The following is a 24,778-nucleotide window of genomic DNA, read 5'->3' as shown; positions in this document are numbered from 1 at the left end:
AAGACTAGTTTCGGTTACGGGTGACTTTTATCACGTCCGGCATGACGCGGATTTTGCGCATGATATTCGCCAGGTGCACACGATCGCGAGCGGTCAGGCGAATAAAGGCGCTATAAACGCGGCCATCTTTCTCTTCCGTATTCAGACTTTGAATATTGGAAGTGGTCGTGTTGATTGCCGCCGTCAGGTTCGCCAGAGCACCCTGGTGGTTAAACATATCCACCTTAATCTCGGTGATGAATTCCTGCTCCGTCTCTTTATCCCATTCCACCGCCATAAACTTCTCTGGCTCTTTCTGGTAGCCACGAATATTACGGCAGGACTCATGGTGGATCACCAGACCTTTACCCGGACTGACGTGGGCAATGATTGGATCGCCTGGAATTGGACGACAGCATTTCGCGAAGGTGATCAGCACGCCGTCAGCGCCTTTGATCGGCAGATGACCATGGCCAGATTGTGCTGGTACGTTCGCTGTTGCTTCGCCCTGCTGGAGGTTTTTCGCTACCACCACGCTCATGGCGTTACCCAGACCGATTTCTGCGAGCAGATCGTCAAGCGTGGCGAGCTTCATACGCTCAAGCTCACGCTGGATGCTCTCTGGCGGGATCTCAGCCAGTTTACGGCTACCGCCCAGGGCATGGTTGAGCAGTCGACGACCCAGACTGACGGAATCATCGCGCTTGAGGTTTTTCAACAGTTGGCGAATCTTGGCGCGCGCTTTCGAACTGACGACGAAGTTTAGCCACGCGGCATTCGGACGTGCGCCCGGCGCGGTGATAATCTCAACGGTCTGGCCGCTAAAGAGCGGTTGTGAAAGCGGGTAAGGCTGTCTGTCGACGCGCGCGCCGACGCAGGCGTGACCGATATCGGTATGCACGGCGTAGGCGAAGTCGACAGGCGTTGCACCGGCGGGCAGTTCGACAATTCGCCCTTCCGGTGTGAAAACATAAATCTCATCCGGGAAGAGATCAGATTTGACGCTTTCAATAAATTCAAACGAGCTACCGGCGCTCTGCTGCAGTTCCAGCAAGCTTTGCATCCAGCGCTGAGCGCGGATTTGCGCAGTGGTGCTGCTTTCGCCGCCGTGCTCTTTGTAAGCCCAGTGCGCTGCGACACCCATTTCTGCCATCTGGTCCATGTCTTCAGTACGAATCTGTACTTCAACCGGGACGCCATGAGGGCCGATCATTGAGGTGTGCAAAGACTGATATCCGTTCGCTTTCGGAATGGCGATATAGTCTTTCACGCGACCAGGGCGTGGTTTGTACAGGCTGTGCATCTGGCCGAGTACGCGATAGCAGGTATCGGAATCATGAACGATGACGCGAAATGCGTAGATATCCATGATGGAGTGAAAACGCTGCTCTTTGAGCACCATTTTGCAGTAAATAGAGTACAGGTGCTTCTCACGCCCGCTTACGCGACACGGAATACCTGCCTCCTGCAAACGCCCTTCGATTTCAGAGAGGATTTTTTGGATCATCTCTTTGCGGTTGCCGCGAGCGGCTTTAACCACTTCTTTAATCACGCGATAGCGGTTTGGGTACAGCGCTTCAAAACCCAGCTCTTCCAGCTCGGTTTTAATGTGATGAATACCTAAACGGTGTGCCAGCGGACTATAGATTTCGAGAGTTTCACGGGCGATGCGGCGACGCTTGTCCGGGCGTAATGAACCCAGCGTGCGCATGTTGTGGGTGCGGTCGGCAAGTTTGATGAGAATGACGCGGATATCCTGCACCATCGCCATAATCATCTTGCGAAAGTTTTCAGCTTGCGCCTCTTTCTTATCGCGAAACTTAAGCTTATCAAGCTTCGATACCCCTTCTACCAGCTCTGCAACGCTTTTACCAAAAAGCTGTTCCATGTCCTGATAGGTGGCTGGGGTATCTTCAATCACGTCATGCAGCAGCGCAGCCATCAGCGTTTCGTAGTCGAGTTTCATCTCGGCCAGAATGCAGGCTACCGCTACCGGGTGCGTGATATAGGGTTCACCGCTTGAACGTGTCTGGCCCTCGTGAGCGTCACGTGCAACGAGATACGCCTGCCGAAGACGCTTAATCTGGTCTTCCGGCAGGTAGTTTTGAATCAGTTGATTCAGGCTTTCAAACAGATACAAGGGCGACCCGCTTTGTGATTAACGACGACCTTCAGCAATAGCGGTAACGGCTTGTAATTCAGCGGCTTCCTGCTCTTGCTGTTCCTGGCGCTCACGCACGTCGAGGATCTGGTTGTTGATCAGACCTTCTTCGATTTCGCGCAGCGCGATAACGGTAGTTTTATCGTTTTCTTCCGGTACGAGCGGATCCTTTCCGCCTACCTGCATCTGACGAGCGCGACGCGCGGCGACCAGTACCAGGTCAAAACGGTTACCAATTTTCTCTACAGCGTCCTGAACAGTTACGCGTGCCATACTTAAAATGCTCCACAGGTGAAGAAATGACTGGGCATGATACTGAATGTGGGTTCAGTCTGCCAACAGTTTGCTGATTAAAGCGTCATGACGCTGCTTTTGGCGGCTCATGCGCAGACGTTCGGCGCGAATGATGGTTTTCAAATCGCCCAGGGCGGTATCGAAATCATCGTTCACAATAAGATAATCATATTCGGCGTAATGGCTCATTTCTGCAACAGCTTGCGCCATACGTTTCGCGATCACGTCTTCGCTATCCTGACCGCGGCCACGCAGGCGGCGGTCCAGCTCAATCTTAGACGGTGGCAAAATAAAAATACTGCGCGCATGCGGCATTTTTTCACGAATTTGCTGCGCACCTTGCCAGTCGATATCTAAAAAGACGTCTACGCCGGATGCTAATACTTGCTCAATGGTTTCACGCGAGGTGCCGTAGTAATTACCGAAAACCTCCGCGTGTTCCAGGAACGCGTCTCTGCCAATCATGGTTCTGAATTCGTCATGGTTCACAAAGAAATAGTGTTCACCGTGCACTTCCCCCGGGCGCGGTGCGCGCGTGGTGTGCGAAACAGAAACCTGGGTGTCATACAACGGTTGGGTCTTTAATAAAGCCTGAATCAGGCTGGATTTACCCGCGCCACTGGGGGCAGAAACAATATAAAGCGTGCCTTGAGCCATGAGTATCTTAATGTATGTGATTGTCGAAAGAGAGCCTACATACGGGCTTATTATACACGTAGCCGCTATGTGACGTAGCCCTTGTCACACTTTTTGCGCATGTTTATTGCGTTTTGCGTACCAGTTTCCTGTTTTATCGGTGATTTGCAGCAATACATGCAAATGTCCGGAAAGCTGTTCGCAGGATGAATTTTTGCCGCTCTGTTTCTATTTCACTTCGCGCTATACCTGCAGGGAAACGTATCGTTCAGCGGAGATAGCATGGGATTATGGAAATGCATAGGGCTGGTTTTACTGGTGTGGCATTTACCTGCGTGGGCGGTATGCCCCGTCTGGTCGCCTGCCAGGGCAAACGAGGAAATTTCACGACTACAGCAGCAGATTACACAGTGGAATGACAGTTACTGGAAACAAGGGGAAAGTGCCGTAGACGACGGCGTTTATGACCAGCTCAATGCGCAACTAATTCAATGGCAGCGCTGTTTTGGCGATGAAGTCCCACCAGATCTGTCTGTGCCCCCAATAAGTGGCACCGTCTCGCATCCAGTTCCCCACACGGGCGTTCGAAAACTTGCTGATAAGCAAGCGCTACAGCAATGGATGCTCGCTCGCAGCGATCTCTGGGTGCAACCGAAGGTGGATGGCGTGGCGGTGACGTTAGTCTATCGCAATGGCAATCTGGTACGGGCGATTAGCCGTGGTAATGGCCTGAAAGGCGAAGACTGGACGCAAAAGGTTCTGCAGATCCCTTCCGTACCACATTCCACCAAGGGGAAACTCGCTAACAGTACGTTGCAGGGTGAGATATTTTTGCAGCAAGAGGGGCATATTCAGAAGCAGAGAGGGGGAATGAACGCCCGCTCGAAGGTTGCTGGATTAATGATGCGCCAGGGCAATCCGGAAATGTTACGCTCGCTGGCAATTTTTATCTGGGCCTGGCCTGATGGTCCGGCGGTCATGCCTGAAAGACTGGAGCAGCTCACGGCTGCCGGGTTCAGTTACACGCAACGCTATACTCAGGCCGTGAAGAATGCGGATGACGTCGAAAAGTCGCGCGCCAGATGGTGGAGTTCAGCATTACCTTTTGTGACGGATGGTGTCGTGGTGCGAACGGCAAAAGAACCACGGGCACAGTATTGGCTACCCGGACAGGGGGACTGGCTGGCTGCGTGGAAATATCCTCCCGTGACGAGGGTATCTGAGGTAACGGGTATTCAGTTCTCCGTTGGTAAAAGCGGGAAAATTGCGGTGGTTGCATTGCTGACTCCCGTCATGCTGGATGATAAACGCGTACAGCGCGTCAATATTGGCTCCGTCCGACGCTGGAATGAATGGGATATCGCGCCTGGCGATCAGATTCTGGTGAGCCTGGCCGGACAAGGGATACCCCGTATAGACGAGGTGGTCTGGCGCAGCACTCAGCGTACTAAGCCAATACCCCCCGAGGGGCGCTTCAATTCACTAACCTGTTTTTATGCTACAGCGGAGTGCCAGGAACAGTTTGTTGCCAGACTGGTCTGGCTGGGCGGTAAAGAAGTGCTGGGGCTGGAGGGTATCGGCGAGGCAGGATGGCGTGACCTTCATCAGGCGTATCACTTTGAACATATCTTTTCCTGGCTCGGATTAACTCAGGAGCAGCTCCAGTCCACATTAGGCGTAAGCAAAGGGGAGAAGATGTGGCATCAGTTCAACCTGTCGCGCCATCTTCCGTTCACACGTTGGGTTATTGCCATGGGAATACCGTTAACACAGGCAACCCTGAATGCCAGTCGGGATGCTTCGTGGCAACAATTGCAGGACTGTGATGAGCAAAGCTGGCGGCAGCTCCCTTTAATGGGGGAACTCCGGGCACGACAGATCATTCAGTGGCTGGAGACCAGGGAGGTCATAGCGCTGAGCAACTGGCTGGCTGCTCAGCGGATCGCGGGCTTTATGCCTTAATGGCCTTATGCCTTAATGGCCTTCATGGCGATAGTAAAATACCGGTAGCCCTAACTTTAGGCGCAGCGCCAGCAGTCGGGCGGTAAAGCCGAAGAGCAGGGTAGAGATAACCACTACATCGTGACTGGAGACATAATGTTGCAGCACGATGTAAAGCACGGCAGCGGCAAAAGAAACCCCAGCATACAGCTCTTTCTGGAACACTAACGGAATGCGTTTGCAGAACATGTCGCGTAACACGCCACCGAAGACGCCGGTCGTGACCGCAGCGACCACGGCGATAATCGGCCCGTGACCCATATCCAGTGCCACCTGAGCACCGATAATAGAAAAGACCACAAGGCCCAGCGCATCCAGTACGAGGAATATTTTGCGCAGATAGGGCATGACGGGAGCAATAATGGTGGTGAGTACCGCAGCGGTCGCCACGATAATGACGTATTCAGGGTGCTTTACCCAGCCAAGAGGATAGTGGCCGAGAAGAATATCGCGTACCGATCCGCCGCCAATGGCCGTCGCGGTGGCAATGATGATGACGCCAAATGTATCCATACGACGACGCCCAGCAGCAAGCGCACCGGTCATGGCTTCGGCAGTAATACCAATTAAATATAAAACGTGTAACAGCATGTATTCCCCCTGATTTGCTGGGGGCTAAGGTTATCGATTTGTGCGCATTGTCACGATTGAGATTTTCTAAGGTGAAACGATTTTAATAACTACAGCTAATGTGAGTATGTCAGAAATGCGTTATGGCATGCTGTTTAAAATGTGGTTGATGATAATAAACGATGAGAAAATGTAATTCGAAGTAAAGGAGCGGAAGCGAAACGCCGGGAAAAATACGTAGTCCCGCCGTTTACTGGCGGGCTACGTTGAGTAATGGCTTACTCGATGTTCTGAATCTGCTCGCGCATTTGCTCGATCAAGACTTTCAGTTCAATTGCGGAGTTAGTCACCTCAGCATTAATAGACTTCGATGCCAGAGTGTTCGACTCACGGTTGAATTCCTGCATCATGAAGTCCAGACGACGGCCAACCGCCTCTTTTTTCTTCAGAATGTTGTAGGTTTCTTTGACGTGGGCTTCCAGACGATCTAATTCTTCTGCCACATCGATACGCTGCGCCATCAGCACCAGTTCTTGCTCAAGGCGGTTATTCTCCAACTGCACCTGGGCGTCTTCCAGTTTGGCTACCAGACGCTCGCGCTGCCATTGCAGGATTTCCGGCATATGAGCACGCACTTTTGTGACTTCAGCACTGACGCCTTCCAGACGCTGCTCGATCAGCGCTTTCAGCGCCTGACCTTCGGTTTCACGCGCAACGATGAAGTCATCCAGCGTACCGTCAAGCGCGGCGAGGATTTCGGCGGCAATGGCGTCCAGATCCTGCTCCTGGGCAGCCATTACGCCTGGCCAGCGCAGGATATCAACCGGGTTGATTTCACCTTCATCGCTCTGCATTTTGACCCAGTTAGCAGCGCTAACGAGCTGTTTAGCGAGTTTTTCATTCAGAATCAGCTCGCCTTGCGCGCTGGCATCAGGCTCAAAACGCAGGGTACATTCGACTTTACCGCGCGTCAGACGCGTGCGAATACGTTCGCGAACAACGGGTTCGAGACTACGGAACTGCTCCGGCAGGCGAAAATAGGTTTCCAGATAACGCTGGTTTACCGAGCGCATTTCCCAGGTGGCGCTACCCCATTCACCCTTGATTTCACGCCGGGCGTAGGCGGTCATGCTGCGGATCATAGACGTTCCTGTTTTTAAAGATGAGATGGGAGGATTATAGCCATCCGCGTCTTGTCAGGATAGGAATAACAGTCGGAAGTCCGTATAATGCGCAGCCACATTCGTTTCAAGCCGGAGATTTTATCATGCGTCCAGCAGGTCGTAGTGCCAATCAGGTGCGTCCCGTCACCCTGACCCGTAATTATACAAAACACGCTGAAGGCTCCGTGCTGGTCGAATTTGGTGATACCAAAGTGCTGTGTACCGCCTCTATTGATGAAGGCGTACCGCGTTTTCTGAAAGGTCAGGGCCAGGGCTGGATCACCGCAGAATATGGCATGCTGCCACGCGCTACGCACACCCGTAACGCCCGTGAAGCGGCGAAAGGTAAGCAGGGCGGCCGTACCATGGAAATCCAGCGCCTGATCGCTCGTGCGCTGCGCGCCGCCGTTGACCTGAAGACGCTCGGTGAATTCACTATTACGCTGGACTGTGATGTTATTCAGGCAGATGGCGGTACGCGTACTGCATCGATTACTGGCGCATGCGTTGCGTTGGCGGATGCGCTGAACAAGCTGGTGGCGAGCGGTAAGCTGAAAACTAACCCGATGAAAGGGATGGTTGCCGCGGTTTCCGTGGGCATTGTGAACGGTGAAGCACTCTGTGACCTTGAGTACGTTGAAGACTCTGCTGCTGAAACCGACATGAACGTAGTGATGACTGAGGACGGTCGCATTATAGAGGTTCAGGGTACGGCGGAAGGCGAACCGTTCAGCCATGAAGAACTTCTCACCCTACTGGCATTGGCCCGAGGGGGAATCGAATCCATTGTAGCGACGCAGAAGGCGGCGTTAGAAAATTGATTTTAAAGGCGACTGATGAGTCGCCTTTTTTTTGTCTGTAATAAAGTGAGATGAGGAGCGAATCCATGAAACCGTATCAGCGCCAGTTTATTGAGTTTGCGCTTAGCAAGCAGGTACTAAAGTTTGGCGAATTTACGCTGAAATCCGGGCGCAAAAGCCCCTATTTCTTCAACGCCGGGCTGTTTAATACCGGGCGCGACCTGGCACTGTTAGGCCGTTTTTATGCCGAAGCGCTGGTGGATTCCGGTATTGAGTTCGATTTGCTGTTTGGCCCTGCCTACAAAGGTATTCCGATTGCGACTACTACGGCTGTAGCACTTGCGGAACATCACGATAAAGATATGCCGTACTGCTTTAACCGCAAAGAGGCGAAGACCCATGGCGAAGGCGGTAATCTGGTAGGTAGCGCACTTGAGGGGCGTGTCATGCTGGTAGATGATGTTATCACCGCAGGTACGGCTATTCGTGAGTCGATGGAGATTATTCAGGCGAATGGCGCCACTCTGGCGGGGGTACTGATTTCTCTCGATCGTCAGGAACGCGGTCGCGGCGAGATTTCCGCGATTCAGGAAGTGGAACGCGATTATGGCTGCAAGGTGATTTCTATCATTACCCTGAAAGATCTGATTGCGTATCTGGAAGAGAAGCCAGAGATGGCGGAGCATCTGGTGGCAGTACGGGCCTATCGCGAAGCGTACGGCGTTTAAGAACTGCCGGATGGCGCTGCGCTTGTCCGGCCTACGTAACCCCCGTAGGCCGGACAAGACAAAATCGCTACTGCAATTGAGCTGCAACCAACGGCCAGCGGGTGTCAAAATCATCCGTTGGGCGGTATTTAAATTCGCTACGTACAAACCGGGACAGCATACCTTCGCAGAAAGCCAGTAACTGGCTGGCCAGCAGCGTTTCATCCACGGTGTAGCCTTCACCTTCACGCATTCTTTTTTCTCGCAGAACCTGGCGCAACTGCGCTTCAATGCGCTCAAAAAGTTGGTTAATGCGACCTTGCAGACGGTCTTGCTCGAACATCAACGCGTGTCCGGTCAGAATTCGTGTCAGGCCTGGATTACGCTCACCAAACCCTAAAATCAGCAGAACGATCAGACGCAGACGCGCGTTGGTGTCTTTTTCATCTTTCAAAATCAGATTGATACGCGTAATCAGACTATCTTCGATAAACTCAATCAGGCTATCGAACATACGGGTCTTGCTGGGGAAATGGCGATACAATGCCGCTTCGGATACGCCAACTGAGGCTGCCAGCTTTGCTGTGGTGATGCGTTGGCTACCATCGCTGGACTCAAGCATCAGTGCCAGAGACTGAAGTATTTCTTCGCGACGATTCCTTTTCGCAGTTTGCTTTTCTACCATGTTACAAAATACCCCTGAAAATAAGCTCTTGCCAGGCAGGCATCCACACAGCGACCGCAAACTGTTGTTTGCGGTGTGTTATTGCGTTATTACGCTATGGGATACTTTTCTGCGGGTTACTTGCGCCCGGAATGGCCGAAGCCACCTTCGCCACGATCGGTGGCTTCAAACTCTTCCACCAGATTAAATTCAGCCTGCACGACCGGTACAAATACCATCTGCGCGATACGTTCGCCCGGCTCAATAGTGAAGCTGTCCTGACCACGGTTCCAGACGGACACCATCAGTTGGCCCTGGTAGTCGGAATCAATCAAACCAACCAGATTGCCTAGCACGATACCGTGCTTATGGCCCAGCCCGGAGCGCGGGAGCATTACCGCTGCCAGAGAAGGATCGGCAATGTGGATAGCTAACCCGGTTGGCACCAGCGTTGTTGCGCCCGGCGCCAGCTCTACGGCGTCATCAAGACAAGCACGCAGGTCAAGTCCGGCAGAACCAGAAGTGGCGTACGTCGGGAGCGGAAATTGTTGCCCTACGCGCGGGTCCAGAATCTTAACGTCGATTTTTTTCATCATAACGGGTCACGATCTCGTCGAGTAATAATTGGCCCAGGAGTTCTTTACGCTCAAGCGGTAAGACTTTGTCTCCATCCTGCCAAAAAAGGTGTAATGCGTTGCTATCGCTGTTAAACCCTTGAGTTGACAGCGAAACGTCGTTCGCACAGATCACATCAAGGTTTTTGCGGATGCGTTTTTGCCGGGCATATTCTTCCACATTATTTGTTTCGGCGGCAAACCCAACGACAAAAGGACGGTTAACATCCAGTGCGGCAACACCGGCGATAATGTCCGGATTTTTGACCATTTTTACTGTTAATTCATCACCCTGCGTCGCTTGTTTTTTTATTTTTTCGTGGGCGACAGTTTCAGCTCGATAATCAGCGACTGCAGCGCAACCGATAAAAATATGCTGTTGTTGAACCGCAGATTGCACAGCGGCTTCCATTTCCAGCGCGGTCATCACATCAACCCGCTGAACAAATGGTGGTGTGGATAACGAAACCGGACCCGATACCAGTGTGACGTTTGCACCGCGCTTTGCGGCAGCGGCCGCGATCGCAAACCCCATCTTCCCGGAACTGTGGTTGGAAATATAACGCACGGGATCAAGCGGTTCACGCGTCGGGCCCGCCGTAATCATGATGTTGAGATGTTGCAGATCGTTGACAGGTGAAAAATGTTCTGCCGCCATATCCACAATCGTTAACGGATCCAGCATACGTCCAGGGCCGATATCACCACATGCCTGACTACCGCTGTCAGGACCCCAAATGAGCAAACCGCGTGAGGCAAGAATACCCAGATTGTGCTGGGTCGCGGCAGCGCGGTACATCTGCTGGTTCATGGCTGGCAGTACAGCAACAGGAGCAGGCGTTGCCAGACAAATCGTTGACACCAGGTCGTTGGCCATACCTGCGGCGACACGAGCAATCAGGTCTGCTGTAGCGGGTGCCAGGATGACCAAATCGGCCCATTTTCCCAGCTCAATGTGGCCCATAGCGGCTTCGGCTGCGGGGTCAAGCAGGCTGTCGGAAATGGGATAACCTGAAACCGCCTGTAAACTCAAGGGAGTAATAAATGCTTTTGCCGCTTCGGTCATCGCCACGCGGACGTCAGCGCCGCGTTCCCGTAAACGACGCACCAGCTCAGGGGTCTTGTACGCAGCAATACCGCCACTGACACCAAGTACGATTTTTTTACCGGCCAGGCTCATCATGATCTTTCCTGTTGGGTGTTGGGTTTCACCAGAAGGCGGATATTTTATCACAATCCGCAATTTGTCGTGCTTTTGACCGTACTCCACTTTGCGAGGCGCTACGAAGAAGTGAAAACAACGCGTCGAATCACCGTCGGTGTTATGCCACTATGCGGACGTGAGAGGAGGGTGAAGCATGGAAAATACAGGAAGTATGATGCCCCGGGAAAAGCTGTTGGCGCAGGGGGCCAGTTCTCTGACCGATGTTGAGCTTTTGGCTCTTTTTTTACGTACCGGCATGCAGGGTAAAGATGTGCTTACGCTGGCGAAAGAGATGCTTCAGCATTTTGAGTCGCTGTATGGTCTGCTGTCTGCTGATTACATGGATTTTAGCTATGTTCAGGGAATCGGTATCGCGAAGTACGCACAGTTGAAGGGGATTGCGGAGCTGGCAAGACGCTACTACAACGTGCGAATGATAGAGGAGCGGGCTCTACTTAGTCCGGAAATGGCGCGTGAATTTCTGCAAAGCCAGCTTTCGCAAGAGGAACGCGAGATCTTTCTGGTGATCTTTATGGATTCTCAACATCGCGTGATTAAACACAGCAAACTTTTTTCCGGTACGCTTAGCCATGTCGAGGTGCATCCGAGAGAAATTGTCCGTGAAGCGATAAAAATGAATGCTTCTGCGGTGATCCTTGCGCATAATCACCCTTCGGGGTGTGCAGAGCCGAGTAAAGCAGATAAACTCATCACCGAGCGTGTTGTGAAATGCTGTCAGTTCATGGATATCCGGGTGCTTGATCATCTGGTCATTGGGCGCGGAGAGTACGTTTCTTTTGCGGAACGCGGTTGGATTTAACGCACTTTACGCGATCCATCGGGATCTTTGTCTGTTCGGGACTTGAGCACATCGCTGACTCAGCGTATACTACGCCACCTTTGAGAATCTCGGGTTTGGCATTTGGGCCTGGCAATCGAGAGTTCGCAAATACGCAAAATCATTCTTGTTGCGTCCAATGACGAGGCAACATTGAAAGATTAAGTGTATTGAACTGCGATAACCGGGCTGAGAAGCCTGACGAGGCGCCAATACCCCATACGAAGCTCGAGCTAATTTGATTTTTGGAGAATAGACATGTCCCGAGTCTGCCAAGTTACTGGCAAGCGTCCGGTGACCGGTAACAACCGTTCCCACGCACTGAACGCGACTAAACGCCGTTTCCTGCCTAACCTGCACTCTCACCGTTTTTGGGTTGAGAGCGAGAAGCGTTTTGTCACCCTGCGTGTATCTGCTAAAGGTATGCGTGTTATTGATAAGAAAGGCATCGAAACAGTTCTGTCTGAACTGCGTGCCCGTGGCGAAAAGTACTAAGTACTAAGAGGAAATAAATCATGGCTAAAGGTATTCGTGAGAAAATCAAGCTGGTTTCTTCTGCTGGTACTGGTCACTTCTATACCACTACGAAGAACAAACGTACTAAGCCGGAAAAACTGGAACTGAAAAAGTTCGATCCAGTTGTTCGTCAGCACGTTTTATACAAAGAAGCGAAAATCAAATAATTTTCGTTTTGATGTAAAGAAAAACCCTGCCTCGGCGGGGTTTTTTGTTTTCTGGCCGTCCCCATATTAATGAGACCTGACATACCGCCGGAGATACTATGCCTGAATTACCTGAAGTCGAAACCAGCCGCCGTGGTATTGAGCCGCATTTGGTGGGGGCAACGATTATGCACGCGACGGTGCGTAACGGTCGTTTGCGTTGGCCAGTATCTGAGGAAATCTATCGTCTGAGTGATCAACCTGTCCTCAGCGTACAGCGGCGCGCGAAATACCTGCTGCTAGAACTGGCGGATGGCTGGATAATCATTCATCTGGGGATGTCGGGTAGCTTGCGTATCCTTCCTGAAGAGCTTCCGGCAGACAAGCACGACCACGTTGACTTAGTGATGAGCAACGGCAAAGTTCTGCGTTATACCGATCCCCGTCGCTTTGGCGCCTGGCTGTGGACTAAAGAACTGGATGGACATAATGTCCTCGCTCATCTTGGCCCTGAGCCGCTGAGCGACGATTTCAACGCCAATTATCTACAGCAGAAATGTGCGAAGAAGAAAACGGCGATTAAACCCTGGCTGATGGATAACAAGCTGGTGGTGGGTGTGGGTAATATCTACGCCAGCGAGTCGCTATTTGCGGCTGGGATTCATCCTGACCGTCTTGCGTCATCGCTGTCGAAAGATGAGTGTGAATTGCTGGTACGCGTTATCAAGGCGGTGTTGCTGCGTTCTATCGAGCAGGGCGGGACGACGCTGAAGGACTTTCTGCAAAGTGACGGTAAGCCTGGCTATTTTGCCCAGGAGCTGCAGGTCTATGGGAGAGAAGGTGAACCTTGCCGCGCATGTGGCGCACCGATTGTTGCGACAAAACACGCCCAGCGTACAACGTTCTATTGTCGTCGCTGTCAGAAATAGTTTCATTGCTGGCCGGATGTAGCATCCGGCCAGGTGCATTACTTCAGTTTACTCATTAACGCCTGATGGACGTTTTCCGGCAAAAAGTGCGTCACGTCACCCTGGTGGCGGGCAACTTCTTTCACCAGTGACGATGAGATAAATGACCACTCTTTAGATGGCATCAGAAAAACGCTTTCCAGCTGTGGCATGAGGTGGCGGTTCATATGAGCCAGCTGCATTTCATACTCAAAATCGGCTACCGCGCGCAGGCCACGGATCAGAATGTTCGCCTGATTATCACGGGCAAAGTTTGCCATCAGATCGCTGAATCCCAGCACTTCCACATTGCCAAGATGCGCCGTTGCCTGTTGTGCCAGCTCAACGCGCTCTTCCAGAGTAAACATCGGCTTTTTACTGGGACTTGCGGCTATTGCCAGAATCACGTGATCAAACATGCTTGTCGCACGCGTCACGATATCGAGGTGGCCGTTAGTAATAGGATCAAAGGTTCCTGGATAAATCGCCCGTTTTTGCATGACTTGCCTCAATGCGTTTTGGGTGGCAGGTAAGGTTCCAGCAGTTGCAGCAGACGCTGTAGCGCGCCCTGATTTTGATACAGAACTTCAACTGCGTGACGGCCATAAAAATTACGATAATCTGCATCGGTCAGTAAAGAAGAGACCTCTTTCACCAGCGTAGCTGCGTCGGTGACGGTGATCAATCCGCTTGCCTGTTCGAGACGGGCGCAAATATCTTTAAAATTAAACGTATGTGGTCCCATCAACACCGGAATAGCATGCGCTGCCGCTTCCAGCGGGTTGTGTCCACCACGTTCAACCAGTGAACCGCCGACAAAAGCAAGGTCGGCAATGCCATACAGCAACATCAGCTCACCCATGGTATCGCCGATCACAACCTGAGTACCTGATGATGGAACTTCACCCGAAGAACGAGTGGTATAGCTTAGTCCAGCCTGGCGTACGAGGTTAATGGCATCCGGGAACCGTTCTGGATGTCTGGGGACCAGAATCAGTAAAAGATTCGGGAACTGATTTAATAACGCCTGATGGGCGGCAATGATGATGCTTTCTTCGCCGTCGTGGGTGCTGGTTGCAATCCATACCGGGCGGTGAGGCGCCCATTGACGACGTAATGTCACCGCTTTTGCGGCCAGTTGTGGCGTGACGGATATATCAAACTTCAGGCTGCCAGTAACGGTGACCTGATTGCTTCTGGCGCCAAGCGTAATAAAACGTGCGCCATCTTCTTCGTTTTGTGCGGCAATCAACGTAATTCGACGCAGTAGTCTGCCAACAAATTTACCTAATTTCGCATAACCAGCGGCTGAACGAGCAGAAAGACGTGCGTTGGCAATGACCAGAGGAATGTGGCGCTTATGGAGTGCCGCGATCAGATTTGGCCACAGCTCGGTTTCCATAATTAACACCAGTTTAGGGTCAACTTTATTCAGAAAACGGTTCAGGGCATCCGGTAAATCGTATGGCAAATAAATGTGCTGAACGTCAGTACCAAAAGCAGATTGTACGCGCTCGGAACCGGTTGGCGTCATGGTGGTTACCGTGATCGGCAAGTCGGGATAACGATGTCGCAGAGCGCGAACTAATGGGATTGCAGCCAGCGTTTCGCCCACAGAAACTGAATGAAGCATGATGCCGCCAGGTTTTAGCGGGCGGCGATAAAAGCCGTAGCGTTCGCCCCAGCGTTTACGGTAGGCCGGAGCCTTACGTCCGCGCACCCAAAGCCGTATCCAGATCAAAGGCTGAATAAGGTAGAAAAGGGCGGTGTAAAGCAATTCGAGCATAATGGTAGCTGACTTATGAATGTGCTGGGGATTCTATGTATTTAACTATGGCTTTACCATCATTTTTATCCAGGTTGTATCAAAACGATGGAATTGGTGAGGGACTGATTTCGCTGATGGCTATTTCAAAAATGCACATGGCCGCATTTATATGTCTTAACCTCTTGTGCGGTGTACGTTTTCTGATGAACTGGTTTCTTTTTTATCTGTATGTTTTTCATGGCTTATTTTGTATTTTGTTCAAAAAATATTCATTTCGGAATGCGTGATAATAAATGATATACTACTGCGCAATTTCAGGTAGCTAGCGGGCAGAAACGTTTCGAAAGCACAGAAAGTCATCTTTGGATGCTTTAGGCAAGGATTACACGATTCTGATGCTTCAAACCTGACATGCCCGGCGACGCGATGCGGATATTAATGCATGAATATTGCTTTTTGTTTGTACAAGTATTTTCCCTATGGTGGGTTACAACGTGATTTCTTGCGGGTAGCGCTGACGGTTGCTTCTCGTGGCCATCATGTTCAGGTATTTACCCAGTCATGGCAGGGCGAGCGTCCGAAAGGGCTGGAGATTATACTCGTCCCCGTCACATCCAGAACGAATCATGGGAAAAACGAGCAATATTATCAGTGGGTTCAGAATTATTTAACTCAACATCCCGTCGATCGTGTCGTTGGTTTTAATAAAATGCCTGGGTTGGATGTGTATTACGCTGCGGACGTTTGCTATGCAGAAAAGGTCGCCCGCGAGAAAGGCTTTTTCTACAAATTGACTAGCAGGTACCGACACTATTCTGCATTTGAACAAGCTGTATTTCAGCGGGGTGCCGGCACTACGCTTTTGATGTTAACCGATAAGCAAATTGGTGACTTCAAACATCATTACCAAACTGAGAGCCAGCGTTTTTGTATCCTGCCACCAGGAATCTATCCTGACCGAAAGTACAGCCAACAACCTGAAAACAGCCGGCAGGTTGTCAGAGAAAAAAACGGTATTGGTCTCGATCAGTACTTACTCTTACAGGTAGGTTCCGATTTCAAACGCAAAGGCGTGCCAAGAACATTACAGGCGTTGGCTTCTTTGCCTGATGTCATCCGCCACCGCACGCGATTGATGGTTGTTGGTCAGGATAAGGCCGATCGCTATCGCGCTCAGGCTCGTCAATTGGGGGTTGAAGAACAAGTGCAGTTCTTCTCGGGGCGAGACGATGTCGCAGAATTGATGTCTGCTGCTGATTTATTACTTCACCCCGCTGTACAGGAAGCTGCCGGTATTGTCTTGCTAGAAGCTGTAGTTGCCGGGCTACCAGTATTAACTACCGAAGTTTGCGGCTATGCGGGTTATATCAACGCCGCACAATGTGGGGTGGTGATTCCTGAACCTTTTGAGCAGGAAAATCTGAATACAGCACTTTTCGATGCGCTGCAAAATAATGAGCAGAGAAGCCGTTGGGCCGGGAACGCGCGGCATTTTGCTGATACAGAAGATCTCTACAGCCTGGCAGATAAAGCTGCAGATATCATTTTAGGTCCTAAGAATGATTGAATTAAAAGAACCATTTGCCACGCAGTGGCAAGGAAAAGACCCGTTTACTGAAGTCACTAAGCTGGATGGTGAGGTTTTTCGCGCTCTGGAAACACGGCGTACCCTACGTTTTGAGATGATGGGAAAGGGTTATTTTCTTAAATATCATCATGGAACCACGCTTAAAGAAGTGGTGAAGAACCTTATATCTCTGCGTATGCCTGTACTGGGTGCCGACCGTGAGTGGCTGGCGATTCACCGCTTAAAAGAACTGAATGTTGATACTATGACAGGGGTTGCATTTGGTCAAAAAGGTCTGAATCCGTTAGAGCGAACCTCGTTTATCATCACTGAGGACCTTTCTCCCGCCATCAGCCTTGAAGATTTTTGTGCCGGGTGGGGAGTTGAGCGTCCTGATTTTGTATTAAAACGGACCATTATTACCCGTGTGGCAGAAATGGTGGGTAAAATGCATCGGGGTGGAGTAAATCATCGGGATTGCTATATTTGCCATTTTTTACTCCAACAACCGATGCCAGAAAATATTGCGGATATCAAACTTTCCGTAATCGATCTGCATCGTGCACAAATTCGTCAACATGTACCGCGCCGCTGGCGAGACAAGGACTTGATCGGACTCTATTTCTCTTCACTTGAGATCGGTCTGACGTCCAGAGATATCTACCGTTTTTTACGTGTCTATTTTTCGATGCCACTACGTGAAATCTTTCGTCAGGAAGTCAGGTTGTTTGAACAGGCTGTCACAAAAGCGCAAAAAATAAGACAAAGAACAATAAGAAAAGCGCTATAAATCACACATAAAGTTTGAGGCCATTTTATTATGAACATTGATTTCCAGAAGTTAGTTACTCAAAAATACGTCATAGACAGCTCTACGCATGAGAAGAGTAAAAAACTAAGTGTTGCGTATGGTGTCGACCGTAATTTTTTATTTGGCTCTGGCATTTCAATGACCTCAGTATTAGTGAATAACCCAGATATTGATATTCACTTTTATATAGCAACAGACTATATAGATGACGATTATCTGGAGAGTGTAAAACGCCTGACCCAAATGTATAGTACGACTGTGACGGTTCTTGTGTTCGATAACGCGGTATTTCGTGAACTACCGAGTACGAAATCATGGACTTATGCGATGTACTATCGTTATCTTGCATTTGAATATTTAAGTACGGAGCTAAGCTCTGTACTGTATCTTGATGCCGATGTTATCTGTAAAGGTTCATTGCAAGAGCTTACGGAGATTAATTTCTGTGGGGAATATGCGGCTGTCATCAATGATATCGATGATGTGCGTATTAAATCCGGCAACAGGCTCGGCATTCCTGAACTGAGTAACGGTTACTTTAACTCTGGCGTGGTATTTGCCAATCTCGAAGTGTGGCGTGAACAGCAGCTGTTGACTAAAGCATTTTCCATTTTAGACAAACGTCAAAAAGAGCTTCTTTATTTTGATCAGGATGTGCTGAACATCTTGTTTGTCGGTAATGTTATTTTCCTGAGAAGAGATTTTAACTGTATTTATGGTGTGGATCAGGAATTGAAAAATAAGAATGATAAATTATATCAGAATTTCATCACCGATAATACGGTATTAATACACTATGTCGGTGTTACTAAACCATGGCATTCATGGGCCAAATACCCGGTAGCCAAGTTTTTTATAGATGCCTATAAAAAATCAGCATGGGCGGAAAAATCTTTATTAAATGCAAATACGGCAAAACTATATAAACGCAAGTCACGGCATGAAAGGGTACAACGTAAATATATCCGTTCGGTGCTTAGTCATGTAATGTATATAAAAAATAAACTACATAACGCACGGTCACACTAGTTAGTTGTGCATATAATTGTCAGATAGCATATTGAAAAGGTGTAGTACATGAATTTTGATTGTCATCAGTCTATCAAGGATACCATTGAGTTCTTTGGTGCTCCAAAAGAACAAAACCCACAGCTCAATATCGCCTGGGGGGTTGATCAGAACTTTATGTTTGGCGCGGCGGTTTCGATGTCGTCCGTTTTACTACATAATCAAGATATCAATATTCATTTTCATCTTTTTACTGATTATATTGACTCAGACTATCAGCAAAAATTAGAAATATTAGCAAAGCAGTATTCAACGAATATAACTGTTTATGTGATGAATGCTGAAGGATTAAAGGTTTTGCCATGCGGGAATGCGTGGTCTTATGCGACCTATTTTAGGTTTATTGCATTTGAGTATCTTAGTGAAAAAATTGATAATTTATTATATATAGATGCCGATGTGGTATGTAAAGGGTCGTTGATTGAATTAACAAAAATTCAGTTTGAGCATCATGTGGCTGCAGTTATTCAAGATATTGATGACAGTCGTTCATACGCTGCCACTCGACTTAACGTTCCGGAATTTGTTGAGCAATATTTTAATGCTGGTGTTATTTTTGCTAATTTAAAGAAGTGGAAGGAACAACAGTTTTTCGCTAAAGCATTTTCTATTCTGTTGGATAAAACCAAGAAATTTGCGTTTCTTGATCAGGATGTTTTGAATATTATGTTTTTAGGGAAAACCATTTTTCTACCTAGAATCTACGATGCAATATATGGCATTAAACAAGAGTTAAAGAGTAAAGATACTTCTCGATATAAAGAATACATCACCAATGACACTATTCTTATTCATTATGTTGGTGTAACTAAACCCTGGAATTCATGGGCTAACTATCCTTCAGCACAGTACTTTGTTGAAGCCTGGAAGGCTTCTCCGTGGGCGACAGTTCCACTGCTACCTGCCAGAACGCCAAAACAGTACAAAAAGAAGTCACGCCATGAAAGGTTACAAGGGAAGTATTTCGCCTCAGTAATCAGTTATATTGGTTATTTGCGTGAAAAATTAAAAAAATAATAAAAAACTCCCGTAAGGGAGTTTTTTATTAACGTAATTTAGTCTTAAGGTATTTCATATACCATTTGAGAGAGGCACAGTAATTTCCCTTTTGGGCTTCCTGACGTGAGTAAACACGATAATCAGTAGGCCTCATACGTGGAGCATAAGACCGTAGTTCAGTATTTCGCCATGGCGTGAAATGATGGTAGAAAAGATAAAGTTGCTGTGAAAGCCCAGTGTGTTCTTTATACCAGGGTTTCCTTCCACCGGTGAAATGGATAATACGTGGTAGAGTATCTTTTTGAAAAAAGAAGGTCTCTTTCTGTTGTTCAGTAAACCAGTTAAATAAAAAATTCCATTTTTTATCAATAAATTTAACATTGCCATTAATAGCAATGTTCAGAGCATCTTGATCCGGATAAGGGAGATTTTTGACCCGATCGAACAATATTTGGTTGGCTTTTATTTCAATATTATGTTCAGTCCATTTTTTGATATTAATATACATAAATCCGGAGTTGAAATAAAAATCTGTCGTTAAATTTAATCGTTTCGCATTTTTGTTGCTACTATTATCAAGCGAATCATGACTGACGGCACAAATAACTTCACTAATGTCAATGTTATTAATTTCATGAATGCTGTCGAAGCACAGTGTGTCTGCATCTAAATAGATAAAAGACTCTACCTTATCCCTAAGCAGTCGTGGGACCGCTAATCGCATATAGATTGAACGGTTCAGGTGTTTGATTGCAAAGTCATTGTTATACTTTTCAATCTCTTCCTTATCGATATTGATAACCTGAATTTTATCACTGGTAGAACGCAGTTTATTGATTTCTTCATCTGTAACGTCATAGACAAAGACGAAGAATGACAGATCTTGCCCCGGGTTGTTCATTATGACAGACATAATGGACACTGCTACATATTCCAGATAATTGGCATCTGTACAGTAAGCAATGTTAATAACGTTTTTTTTGCTGTCCATTTATGCTTTCTCATTACCTTTTATATTGTCACTATCATGAAGTACCTTATCGATAGCGTCAATCACAGCTTGCTCCGGTATCCATGTTAGATATTTTTTAGATCTGTCGAGTTTATCTCGAGAAGGCATCGGATGATAATCGCCAGCCCAAATCAATAAAGCTTTATCTGACCATGGCTTCCACTGTTGATAATTGGTGGCGCCAAACAGGCATACCTGCGGTGTACTTAGTGCCGCTGCCATATGCATAGGAGCAGAATCGACGCCAATGTACAGAACTGCATGATCGATCAATGCAGCCAACTGCAAAAAGGTGGTTTTACCTGCCAGCGTCAGATCAGGGGAAGATTGACACAGTTCAGCAATGCGCTGAACCTGCTGCTGCTCACTTAGCGCTGGCCCACAGGTAAGATAAACATGCAGACCACGCCGATGAAGGTGGTCTATAACATGCGCAAATTTTTCATCGTCCCAGCATTTAAACTCTTGTCTGGCAGTGGGTTGAATAACGACATATTTTTGTGAAGGCAATTCCGGGAGTAGGGTAACTAAATGTTGATAGTCGTCAGGGCGATAACAAAGAGACATCTCTTTCTTCAGTTCTGTTTCGCTAAACCCGATACCTTTTAGAATAGATAAATTTTGTTCAACAATATGTGTTCCAATGGATGGCGTTACTCGCGTAAAAAGTCGGTTCCACTGATCTTTTTCGCGCTCAAAAGCAATTGAAGGGCAACGCAAAGACGCTATAAGAGCGCCGATCGGCCATTGTTCGGTGAGGTTAACGATCAGGTCGTAGTGATTTTTTTTCAGTTGTTTACGTACTGAAAGGTAATTTTTCACTGTTGACAGCAGGCCTTGCTTTTTCTCAATCAGATAAAAATTATTGATATCTTTATGGGCAGCTAAGATTGCTTTGGTATCTTTATAGAGCAACAGATCGATCTTAGCTTGTGGATAACGTGCCCGAATGCTGGCAATGACAGGCGTAGTTAGCAGAACATCCCCATAAAACTTGAGCTTGCAAATAAGAATCCGGTCAACTTTTTCAAACATGTTAAAATCCCTTTCGCAAGAATAAGCTTTTGCAAGCAGATATTATCTTATATCTTGTTTCAGAAATAGAACGATCGATATGGGGATATTTCATCTTCAGAATTATTTTCTTCTTAACGATTTTCGTATCGCAGCATGCAAGTGCATTCTGAATGTCATTTAGCATACTCTCGCTATAGCGATAATAGCCTTTTTTCTTGCGTAAAAGTTTACGTCCTTCGAGAAAGCAATTGATAATCATAAATGTCGCAACAGTACGCTTGGACCTATTTTCATTAATATAGTTATACATTTTTCGCATAGCAAAGAAGATGCTGTCAGCGTCACTATCAATAATGTTCTCGGTAATACTTTTATCGTTTACTCGGTAGTAATATAACTTATTCTCGATTTTTAGAATCTTTTTGCATTTAAAATACTGGAATGGGCAAAAAATCATGTCTTCGTAGCGACGATGTTCCTCGAACTTATCGCTACCAATGATATTGCGGTGAAAGATTTTTGTCATCAGATGCCATTGCCCTGCCTTGAATGTTGGTAATAGAGGGGCGTAATTGTCATCTGATAAGATTATTTCGCGCTGGGTAATGTTGTTTTCCATTTTTGGCGCGTTCTTATACAAATTGTTTATATCTCGAGTTAAGTTAAATTCGATGATGTCATATTTTTCGTCTCTTAACTTAGGCAAGAGAATTGTAAAATAATTCTGGCAGACAATATCATCACTGTCTACAAAACCAATATATTTCCCTGTCGCATGAGCAAGACCAACATTACGGGTGATTGCAACACCCTGATTTTTTTGACTTATATATTTAACATTATGACAATCTTTTTCACGGTAAAACGCATTTATACGCTCTTCGGTTAAATCCGTAGAGCCATCATTAACAATTATTATCTCCACATCATCAGTGATGCTCTGATGTATAGACGCCAACGTCGCTGTGATGAGTTCAGCGTTGTTGTATGTAGGTATAATAATGCTCAGTAAATAACCGGAAGCGTTAACCATGGCATCGTTCTCTTGTTGGACTCGAGCTCAGTACTGCTGCTACACATAACGCCAGCACGCTGCTCAGGGCTTCACCTTTGGCATATAATAATAAATCACTCAAGCCATAGACTACGATAGCGCCTGAGACGACGAACAACAGAGGACTACGTTGCCAGTAAGCTATTAAAAACATGGCAGTATAGAGCAAGAGTAGCACAACAACACCAGGGATGCCTTTTAGTGAGAAGGTATCAACTATTTCGTTATGCAGGTGGACGTTAATGAACTCAAGTGCCCCTTGCAGCGAGGTGTCCTGCACCGCAAGTCGCTGAATTTCTGCTCCGCGTTGTTCGAGTGACTGTCCCCAGTGGTGCACTTTCCCGGCTTCAATACCTGCCCGTTGCATCGCCAGTCTCGCGCCGATAGAAGTATTACTATTGTTTTGATTATAAGAGTGCAGATCAACCAGGAAGTTCTGATAGCGGCTTTCAATGATTGGTTTTAAGGGGATTGCAGCAGCCCCCACCAGTATTACAAAACCCAGCAGTGCCCTTAATAGCATAGTGCGGTTGTGACGATAGTACATCAGGAATAGGCCGACACTCAGGATCGGGTATACCAAAATAGCAGCTCGAGTTTGCGTTGTGATGATGACTGCCAGCGATATCAAAAAATGTAACAGATAGAGTGCAACGGTGTGTTTTAGACGCAGATTAATAATGGCCTGAGAGGCTAATAATGCAATTAGCGTCAGAGCGTAGGCTGTGCCGGTTTGGTGTTCAAAGCCCAGCGCAACACGGTAGGTCATAATATCTGGTGCCCCGGCGACCTCGTAGCCTGCGAAAAGATACAGGCCTATTGCTGTAAGAATCGTCCAGATACTGGTGATGCGAGTTTTGTTGGCACATGGCTCTCGCGATGCCAAAGCGGTCATAACCAGTGCGGCAAAAATCATCACTTTGCCACCGTTCTGGTATGACCTATAGGCTCCGGTAAAAGCAGATCCTGGCTGTTTAAATATTTCTACCCAAATAATCTGGAGTAAACCGAAGAGCAACAACATAACAGGTAAAACCAGGTTTTGTTTGTTACTGCACACATGTTTTATATTTTTTCCTATAAGCGGTAGAGATAGCGCCGTGGAGAAAATAAATACCTTCAGCGCTTCATCTGGATTGACCAGCACCATCGCAAGCGTTGCCATGATCCCAGCGTAAAATAAGAAGTATATAAAATCGAATGGATTATTTTTTATACTATAAATAAAGCGAGAAAACATGTGTTGGCGAAGCATGGTTCATCTCTTAAAGTTAGAGCAAATTATTATCAACTAGCGATATGTTGACTAAGTTAGCATCCAGATCCTGCAATTTTCCGGAATGGCTTTGCTGTGTGTATTGATTCTTCCCATATCCCCCAATCAGTCCGGGATCCGTTGGGCCATACAACGTAATATTAGGGCGATCCAACGCGGCGGTTAAATGGCTCAATCCTGTATCAACCGACACCACAAACTTTGCCCCCGCCAGAATGCGAGCCACATCTTCCAGACTCATTCGCGGCAGGACATCAACGTAGGGAAACCCTTCTGCCAGCCTTTTGGCGCGCTCTTCTTCATGAGGAGCACCCCAGGGCAGTTTAATACGGATGCCCGTATTATTTAACAGGCCAATCAGCTCCCGCCAGTTGGCTTCTGGCCAGTGCTTATCATCACGTGTCGTGGCGTGCAGAAATACAGCATACTGGCCTGCATCAGCCTTATGTTCATTCATAAAATGCTGCGCAATCGCGTAATCACCCTGCAACTGCGGTTTAGCATACCCCAGACTTTTGGCGAACAATTCACGCGTACGTTCTACCGCGTGCTGCTGTTTGGCTATGTGATGTTTGCGATTATAAAACAGACTCGCCAGCGGTTCGCGGGCTGTGCTCCAGTCCATACCATGCTTGATGCCACGTGCCAGACGTGTCACCAACGCCGCGCTTTTAACCAAACCCTGCGCATCGATTATCGCGTCATACTTCTGTAAACGCACCGCATCACGAAACGCTTTACGCTCGGCTTTAATCGGCGCTGAAAACCAGGCTTTACGCCAGCGACGGATCGCTACTGGAATAACCCGGTCAACGGCTGAATGCCAGGAGGGGATTTGAGCGAACCCTTCTTCCACCACCCAATCAAATTGAATACCCGGAATAGCCTGCTGCGCATCGGTTAATGCGGGCAACGTATGCAGTACATCGCCCATAGACGACGTTTTAACGATCAGAACCCGCATCC

At 48.0% G+C, this 24,778-nt stretch carries 26 protein-coding genes; 11 read left to right on the top strand and 15 right to left on the bottom strand.

The window, feature by feature from the left end:
* Positions 1-4 precede the first annotated feature (4 nt).
* Genes spoT through gmk form a run of 3 tightly spaced genes read right to left on the bottom strand, consistent with a single transcriptional unit; the run spans position 5 to position 3,091 of the window.
* Entirely contained in the window at positions 5-2,119 is a 2,115-nt protein-coding gene (gene spoT / locus OGX86_RS14475; protein ID WP_003024038.1) for a bifunctional GTP diphosphokinase/guanosine-3',5'-bis pyrophosphate 3'-pyrophosphohydrolase, read from the bottom strand.
* An 18-nt stretch (positions 2,120-2,137) separates the two neighbouring features.
* Positions 2,138-2,413, bottom strand: a complete 276-nt coding sequence (gene rpoZ, locus OGX86_RS14470) for a DNA-directed RNA polymerase subunit omega (protein WP_000135058.1) — start codon at positions 2,411-2,413, stop codon at positions 2,138-2,140.
* A 54-nt stretch (positions 2,414-2,467) separates the two neighbouring features.
* Positions 2,468-3,091, bottom strand: coding sequence for a guanylate kinase (gene gmk, locus OGX86_RS14465; RefSeq protein ID WP_003024042.1), 624 nt, complete (start codon positions 3,089-3,091; stop codon positions 2,468-2,470).
* A 261-nt stretch (positions 3,092-3,352) separates the two neighbouring features.
* On the opposite strand from gmk, the gene ligB reads away from it, so the two are divergent.
* Positions 3,353-5,032 (top strand): NAD-dependent DNA ligase LigB, encoded by a 1,680-nt coding sequence (ligB, locus tag OGX86_RS14460; protein WP_286640229.1) that lies wholly within the window; start codon positions 3,353-3,355, stop codon positions 5,030-5,032.
* Positions 5,033-5,044: 12 nt separating this feature from the next.
* Here ligB and OGX86_RS14455 read toward each other — a convergent pair whose 3' ends face one another.
* Complete coding sequence (locus OGX86_RS14455) at positions 5,045-5,662, bottom strand: trimeric intracellular cation channel family protein (RefSeq protein WP_003024049.1); 618 nt, start codon at positions 5,660-5,662, stop codon at positions 5,045-5,047.
* 257 nt (positions 5,663-5,919) lie between these two features.
* Positions 5,920-6,783 (bottom strand): YicC/YloC family endoribonuclease, encoded by an 864-nt coding sequence (locus OGX86_RS14450; RefSeq protein ID WP_003024052.1) that lies wholly within the window; start codon positions 6,781-6,783, stop codon positions 5,920-5,922.
* A 125-nt stretch (positions 6,784-6,908) separates the two neighbouring features.
* On the opposite strand from OGX86_RS14450, the gene rph reads away from it, so the two are divergent.
* The gene (gene rph / locus OGX86_RS14445) at positions 6,909-7,625 is read left to right on the top strand and encodes a ribonuclease PH (protein ID WP_003024054.1); all 717 of its coding nucleotides are present in this window, start codon (positions 6,909-6,911) and stop codon (positions 7,623-7,625) included.
* A 65-nt stretch (positions 7,626-7,690) separates the two neighbouring features.
* Positions 7,691-8,332, top strand: coding sequence for an orotate phosphoribosyltransferase (pyrE, locus tag OGX86_RS14440; RefSeq protein ID WP_020996052.1), 642 nt, complete (start codon positions 7,691-7,693; stop codon positions 8,330-8,332).
* Positions 8,333-8,399: 67 nt separating this feature from the next.
* Here pyrE and slmA read toward each other — a convergent pair whose 3' ends face one another.
* From slmA to coaBC, 3 genes are all read right to left on the bottom strand, one after another.
* The gene (slmA, locus tag OGX86_RS14435; protein WP_003827257.1) at positions 8,400-8,996 is read right to left on the bottom strand and encodes a nucleoid occlusion factor SlmA; all 597 of its coding nucleotides are present in this window, start codon (positions 8,994-8,996) and stop codon (positions 8,400-8,402) included.
* Between the two features lie 116 nt (positions 8,997-9,112).
* Positions 9,113-9,571 carry a dUTP diphosphatase gene (dut, locus tag OGX86_RS14430; protein WP_003827259.1) on the bottom strand — a complete coding sequence of 153 codons (459 nt, stop codon included), beginning with the start codon at positions 9,569-9,571 and terminating at the stop codon, positions 9,113-9,115.
* Complete coding sequence (gene coaBC / locus OGX86_RS14425) at positions 9,549-10,769, bottom strand: bifunctional phosphopantothenoylcysteine decarboxylase/phosphopantothenate--cysteine ligase CoaBC (RefSeq protein ID WP_286640248.1); 1,221 nt, start codon at positions 10,767-10,769, stop codon at positions 9,549-9,551. Before coaBC ends, dut begins: the two co-directional genes overlap by 23 nt.
* Before the next feature lie 178 nt (positions 10,770-10,947).
* Here coaBC and radC point away from each other — a divergent pair, with 178 nt between their 5' ends.
* The 4 genes from radC (at position 10,948) to mutM (ending at position 13,222) form a co-directional block, all read left to right on the top strand.
* The gene (radC, locus tag OGX86_RS14420; RefSeq protein ID WP_048227329.1) at positions 10,948-11,613 is read left to right on the top strand and encodes a RadC family protein; all 666 of its coding nucleotides are present in this window, start codon (positions 10,948-10,950) and stop codon (positions 11,611-11,613) included.
* A 276-nt stretch (positions 11,614-11,889) separates the two neighbouring features.
* Entirely contained in the window at positions 11,890-12,126 is a 237-nt protein-coding gene (rpmB, locus tag OGX86_RS14415) for a 50S ribosomal protein L28 (protein ID WP_003024071.1), read from the top strand.
* Between the two features lie 20 nt (positions 12,127-12,146).
* On the top strand, positions 12,147-12,314 hold the full coding sequence (gene rpmG / locus OGX86_RS14410; RefSeq protein ID WP_003024094.1) for a 50S ribosomal protein L33: 168 nt from the start codon (positions 12,147-12,149) through the stop codon (positions 12,312-12,314).
* Between the two features lie 98 nt (positions 12,315-12,412).
* Positions 12,413-13,222, top strand: coding sequence for a bifunctional DNA-formamidopyrimidine glycosylase/DNA-(apurinic or apyrimidinic site) lyase (gene mutM, locus OGX86_RS14405; protein ID WP_003827288.1), 810 nt, complete (start codon positions 12,413-12,415; stop codon positions 13,220-13,222).
* 38 nt (positions 13,223-13,260) lie between these two features.
* Here the strand turns inward: mutM and coaD are convergent, their stop codons facing one another.
* Positions 13,261-13,740: a pantetheine-phosphate adenylyltransferase gene (gene coaD / locus OGX86_RS14400; RefSeq protein ID WP_003024099.1), complete on the bottom strand. Its 480-nt coding sequence runs from the start codon at positions 13,738-13,740 to the stop codon at positions 13,261-13,263.
* Between the two features lie 8 nt (positions 13,741-13,748).
* Positions 13,749-15,026, bottom strand: coding sequence for a lipid IV(A) 3-deoxy-D-manno-octulosonic acid transferase (waaA, locus tag OGX86_RS14395; RefSeq protein WP_048215295.1), 1,278 nt, complete (start codon positions 15,024-15,026; stop codon positions 13,749-13,751).
* A 424-nt stretch (positions 15,027-15,450) separates the two neighbouring features.
* On the opposite strand from waaA, the gene OGX86_RS14390 reads away from it, so the two are divergent.
* The 4 genes from OGX86_RS14390 to OGX86_RS14375 are packed head-to-tail and all read left to right on the top strand — an operon-like array spanning position 15,451 to position 19,471.
* Positions 15,451-16,575, top strand: a complete 1,125-nt coding sequence (locus tag OGX86_RS14390) for a glycosyltransferase family 4 protein (protein WP_048227326.1) — start codon at positions 15,451-15,453, stop codon at positions 16,573-16,575.
* Complete coding sequence (rfaP, locus tag OGX86_RS14385) at positions 16,568-17,365, top strand: lipopolysaccharide core heptose(I) kinase RfaP (protein ID WP_048227325.1); 798 nt, start codon at positions 16,568-16,570, stop codon at positions 17,363-17,365. Before OGX86_RS14390 ends, rfaP begins: the two co-directional genes overlap by 8 nt.
* Before the next feature lie 30 nt (positions 17,366-17,395).
* Positions 17,396-18,415: a glycosyltransferase family 8 protein gene (locus tag OGX86_RS14380; protein WP_048227324.1), complete on the top strand. Its 1,020-nt coding sequence runs from the start codon at positions 17,396-17,398 to the stop codon at positions 18,413-18,415.
* Positions 18,416-18,463: 48 nt separating this feature from the next.
* The gene (locus OGX86_RS14375; protein WP_149607895.1) at positions 18,464-19,471 is read left to right on the top strand and encodes a glycosyltransferase family 8 protein; all 1,008 of its coding nucleotides are present in this window, start codon (positions 18,464-18,466) and stop codon (positions 19,469-19,471) included.
* 28 nt (positions 19,472-19,499) lie between these two features.
* Here OGX86_RS14375 and OGX86_RS14370 read toward each other — a convergent pair whose 3' ends face one another.
* The 5 genes from OGX86_RS14370 to rfaC are packed head-to-tail and all read right to left on the bottom strand — an operon-like array spanning position 19,500 to position 24,776.
* Positions 19,500-20,444: a glycosyltransferase family 8 protein gene (locus tag OGX86_RS14370; RefSeq protein ID WP_284106112.1), complete on the bottom strand. Its 945-nt coding sequence runs from the start codon at positions 20,442-20,444 to the stop codon at positions 19,500-19,502.
* A complete protein-coding gene (rfaQ, locus tag OGX86_RS14365) occupies positions 20,445-21,500 on the bottom strand; it encodes a lipopolysaccharide core heptosyltransferase RfaQ (protein WP_168978714.1) in 1,056 nt (351 codons plus the stop codon).
* A gap of 1 nt (position 21,501) precedes the next feature.
* Positions 21,502-22,515, bottom strand: a complete 1,014-nt coding sequence (locus OGX86_RS14360; protein ID WP_168978713.1) for a glycosyltransferase family 2 protein — start codon at positions 22,513-22,515, stop codon at positions 21,502-21,504.
* Positions 22,508-23,791, bottom strand: a complete 1,284-nt coding sequence (locus OGX86_RS14355; protein ID WP_286640228.1) for an O-antigen ligase family protein — start codon at positions 23,789-23,791, stop codon at positions 22,508-22,510. Before OGX86_RS14355 ends, OGX86_RS14360 begins: the two co-directional genes overlap by 8 nt.
* Positions 23,792-23,807: 16 nt before the next feature.
* Entirely contained in the window at positions 23,808-24,776 is a 969-nt protein-coding gene (gene rfaC, locus OGX86_RS14350) for a lipopolysaccharide heptosyltransferase RfaC (protein ID WP_048227319.1), read from the bottom strand.
* Positions 24,777-24,778 lie beyond the last annotated feature (2 nt).

This window comes from Citrobacter sp. Cpo040 (assembly GCF_030332915.1).
In the GTDB taxonomy this organism is placed as follows: domain Bacteria; phylum Pseudomonadota; class Gammaproteobacteria; order Enterobacterales; family Enterobacteriaceae; genus Citrobacter; species Citrobacter portucalensis.
Note: the sequence above shows the minus strand (reverse complement) of the source record. Positions and strands in the feature narration are given on the sequence as shown.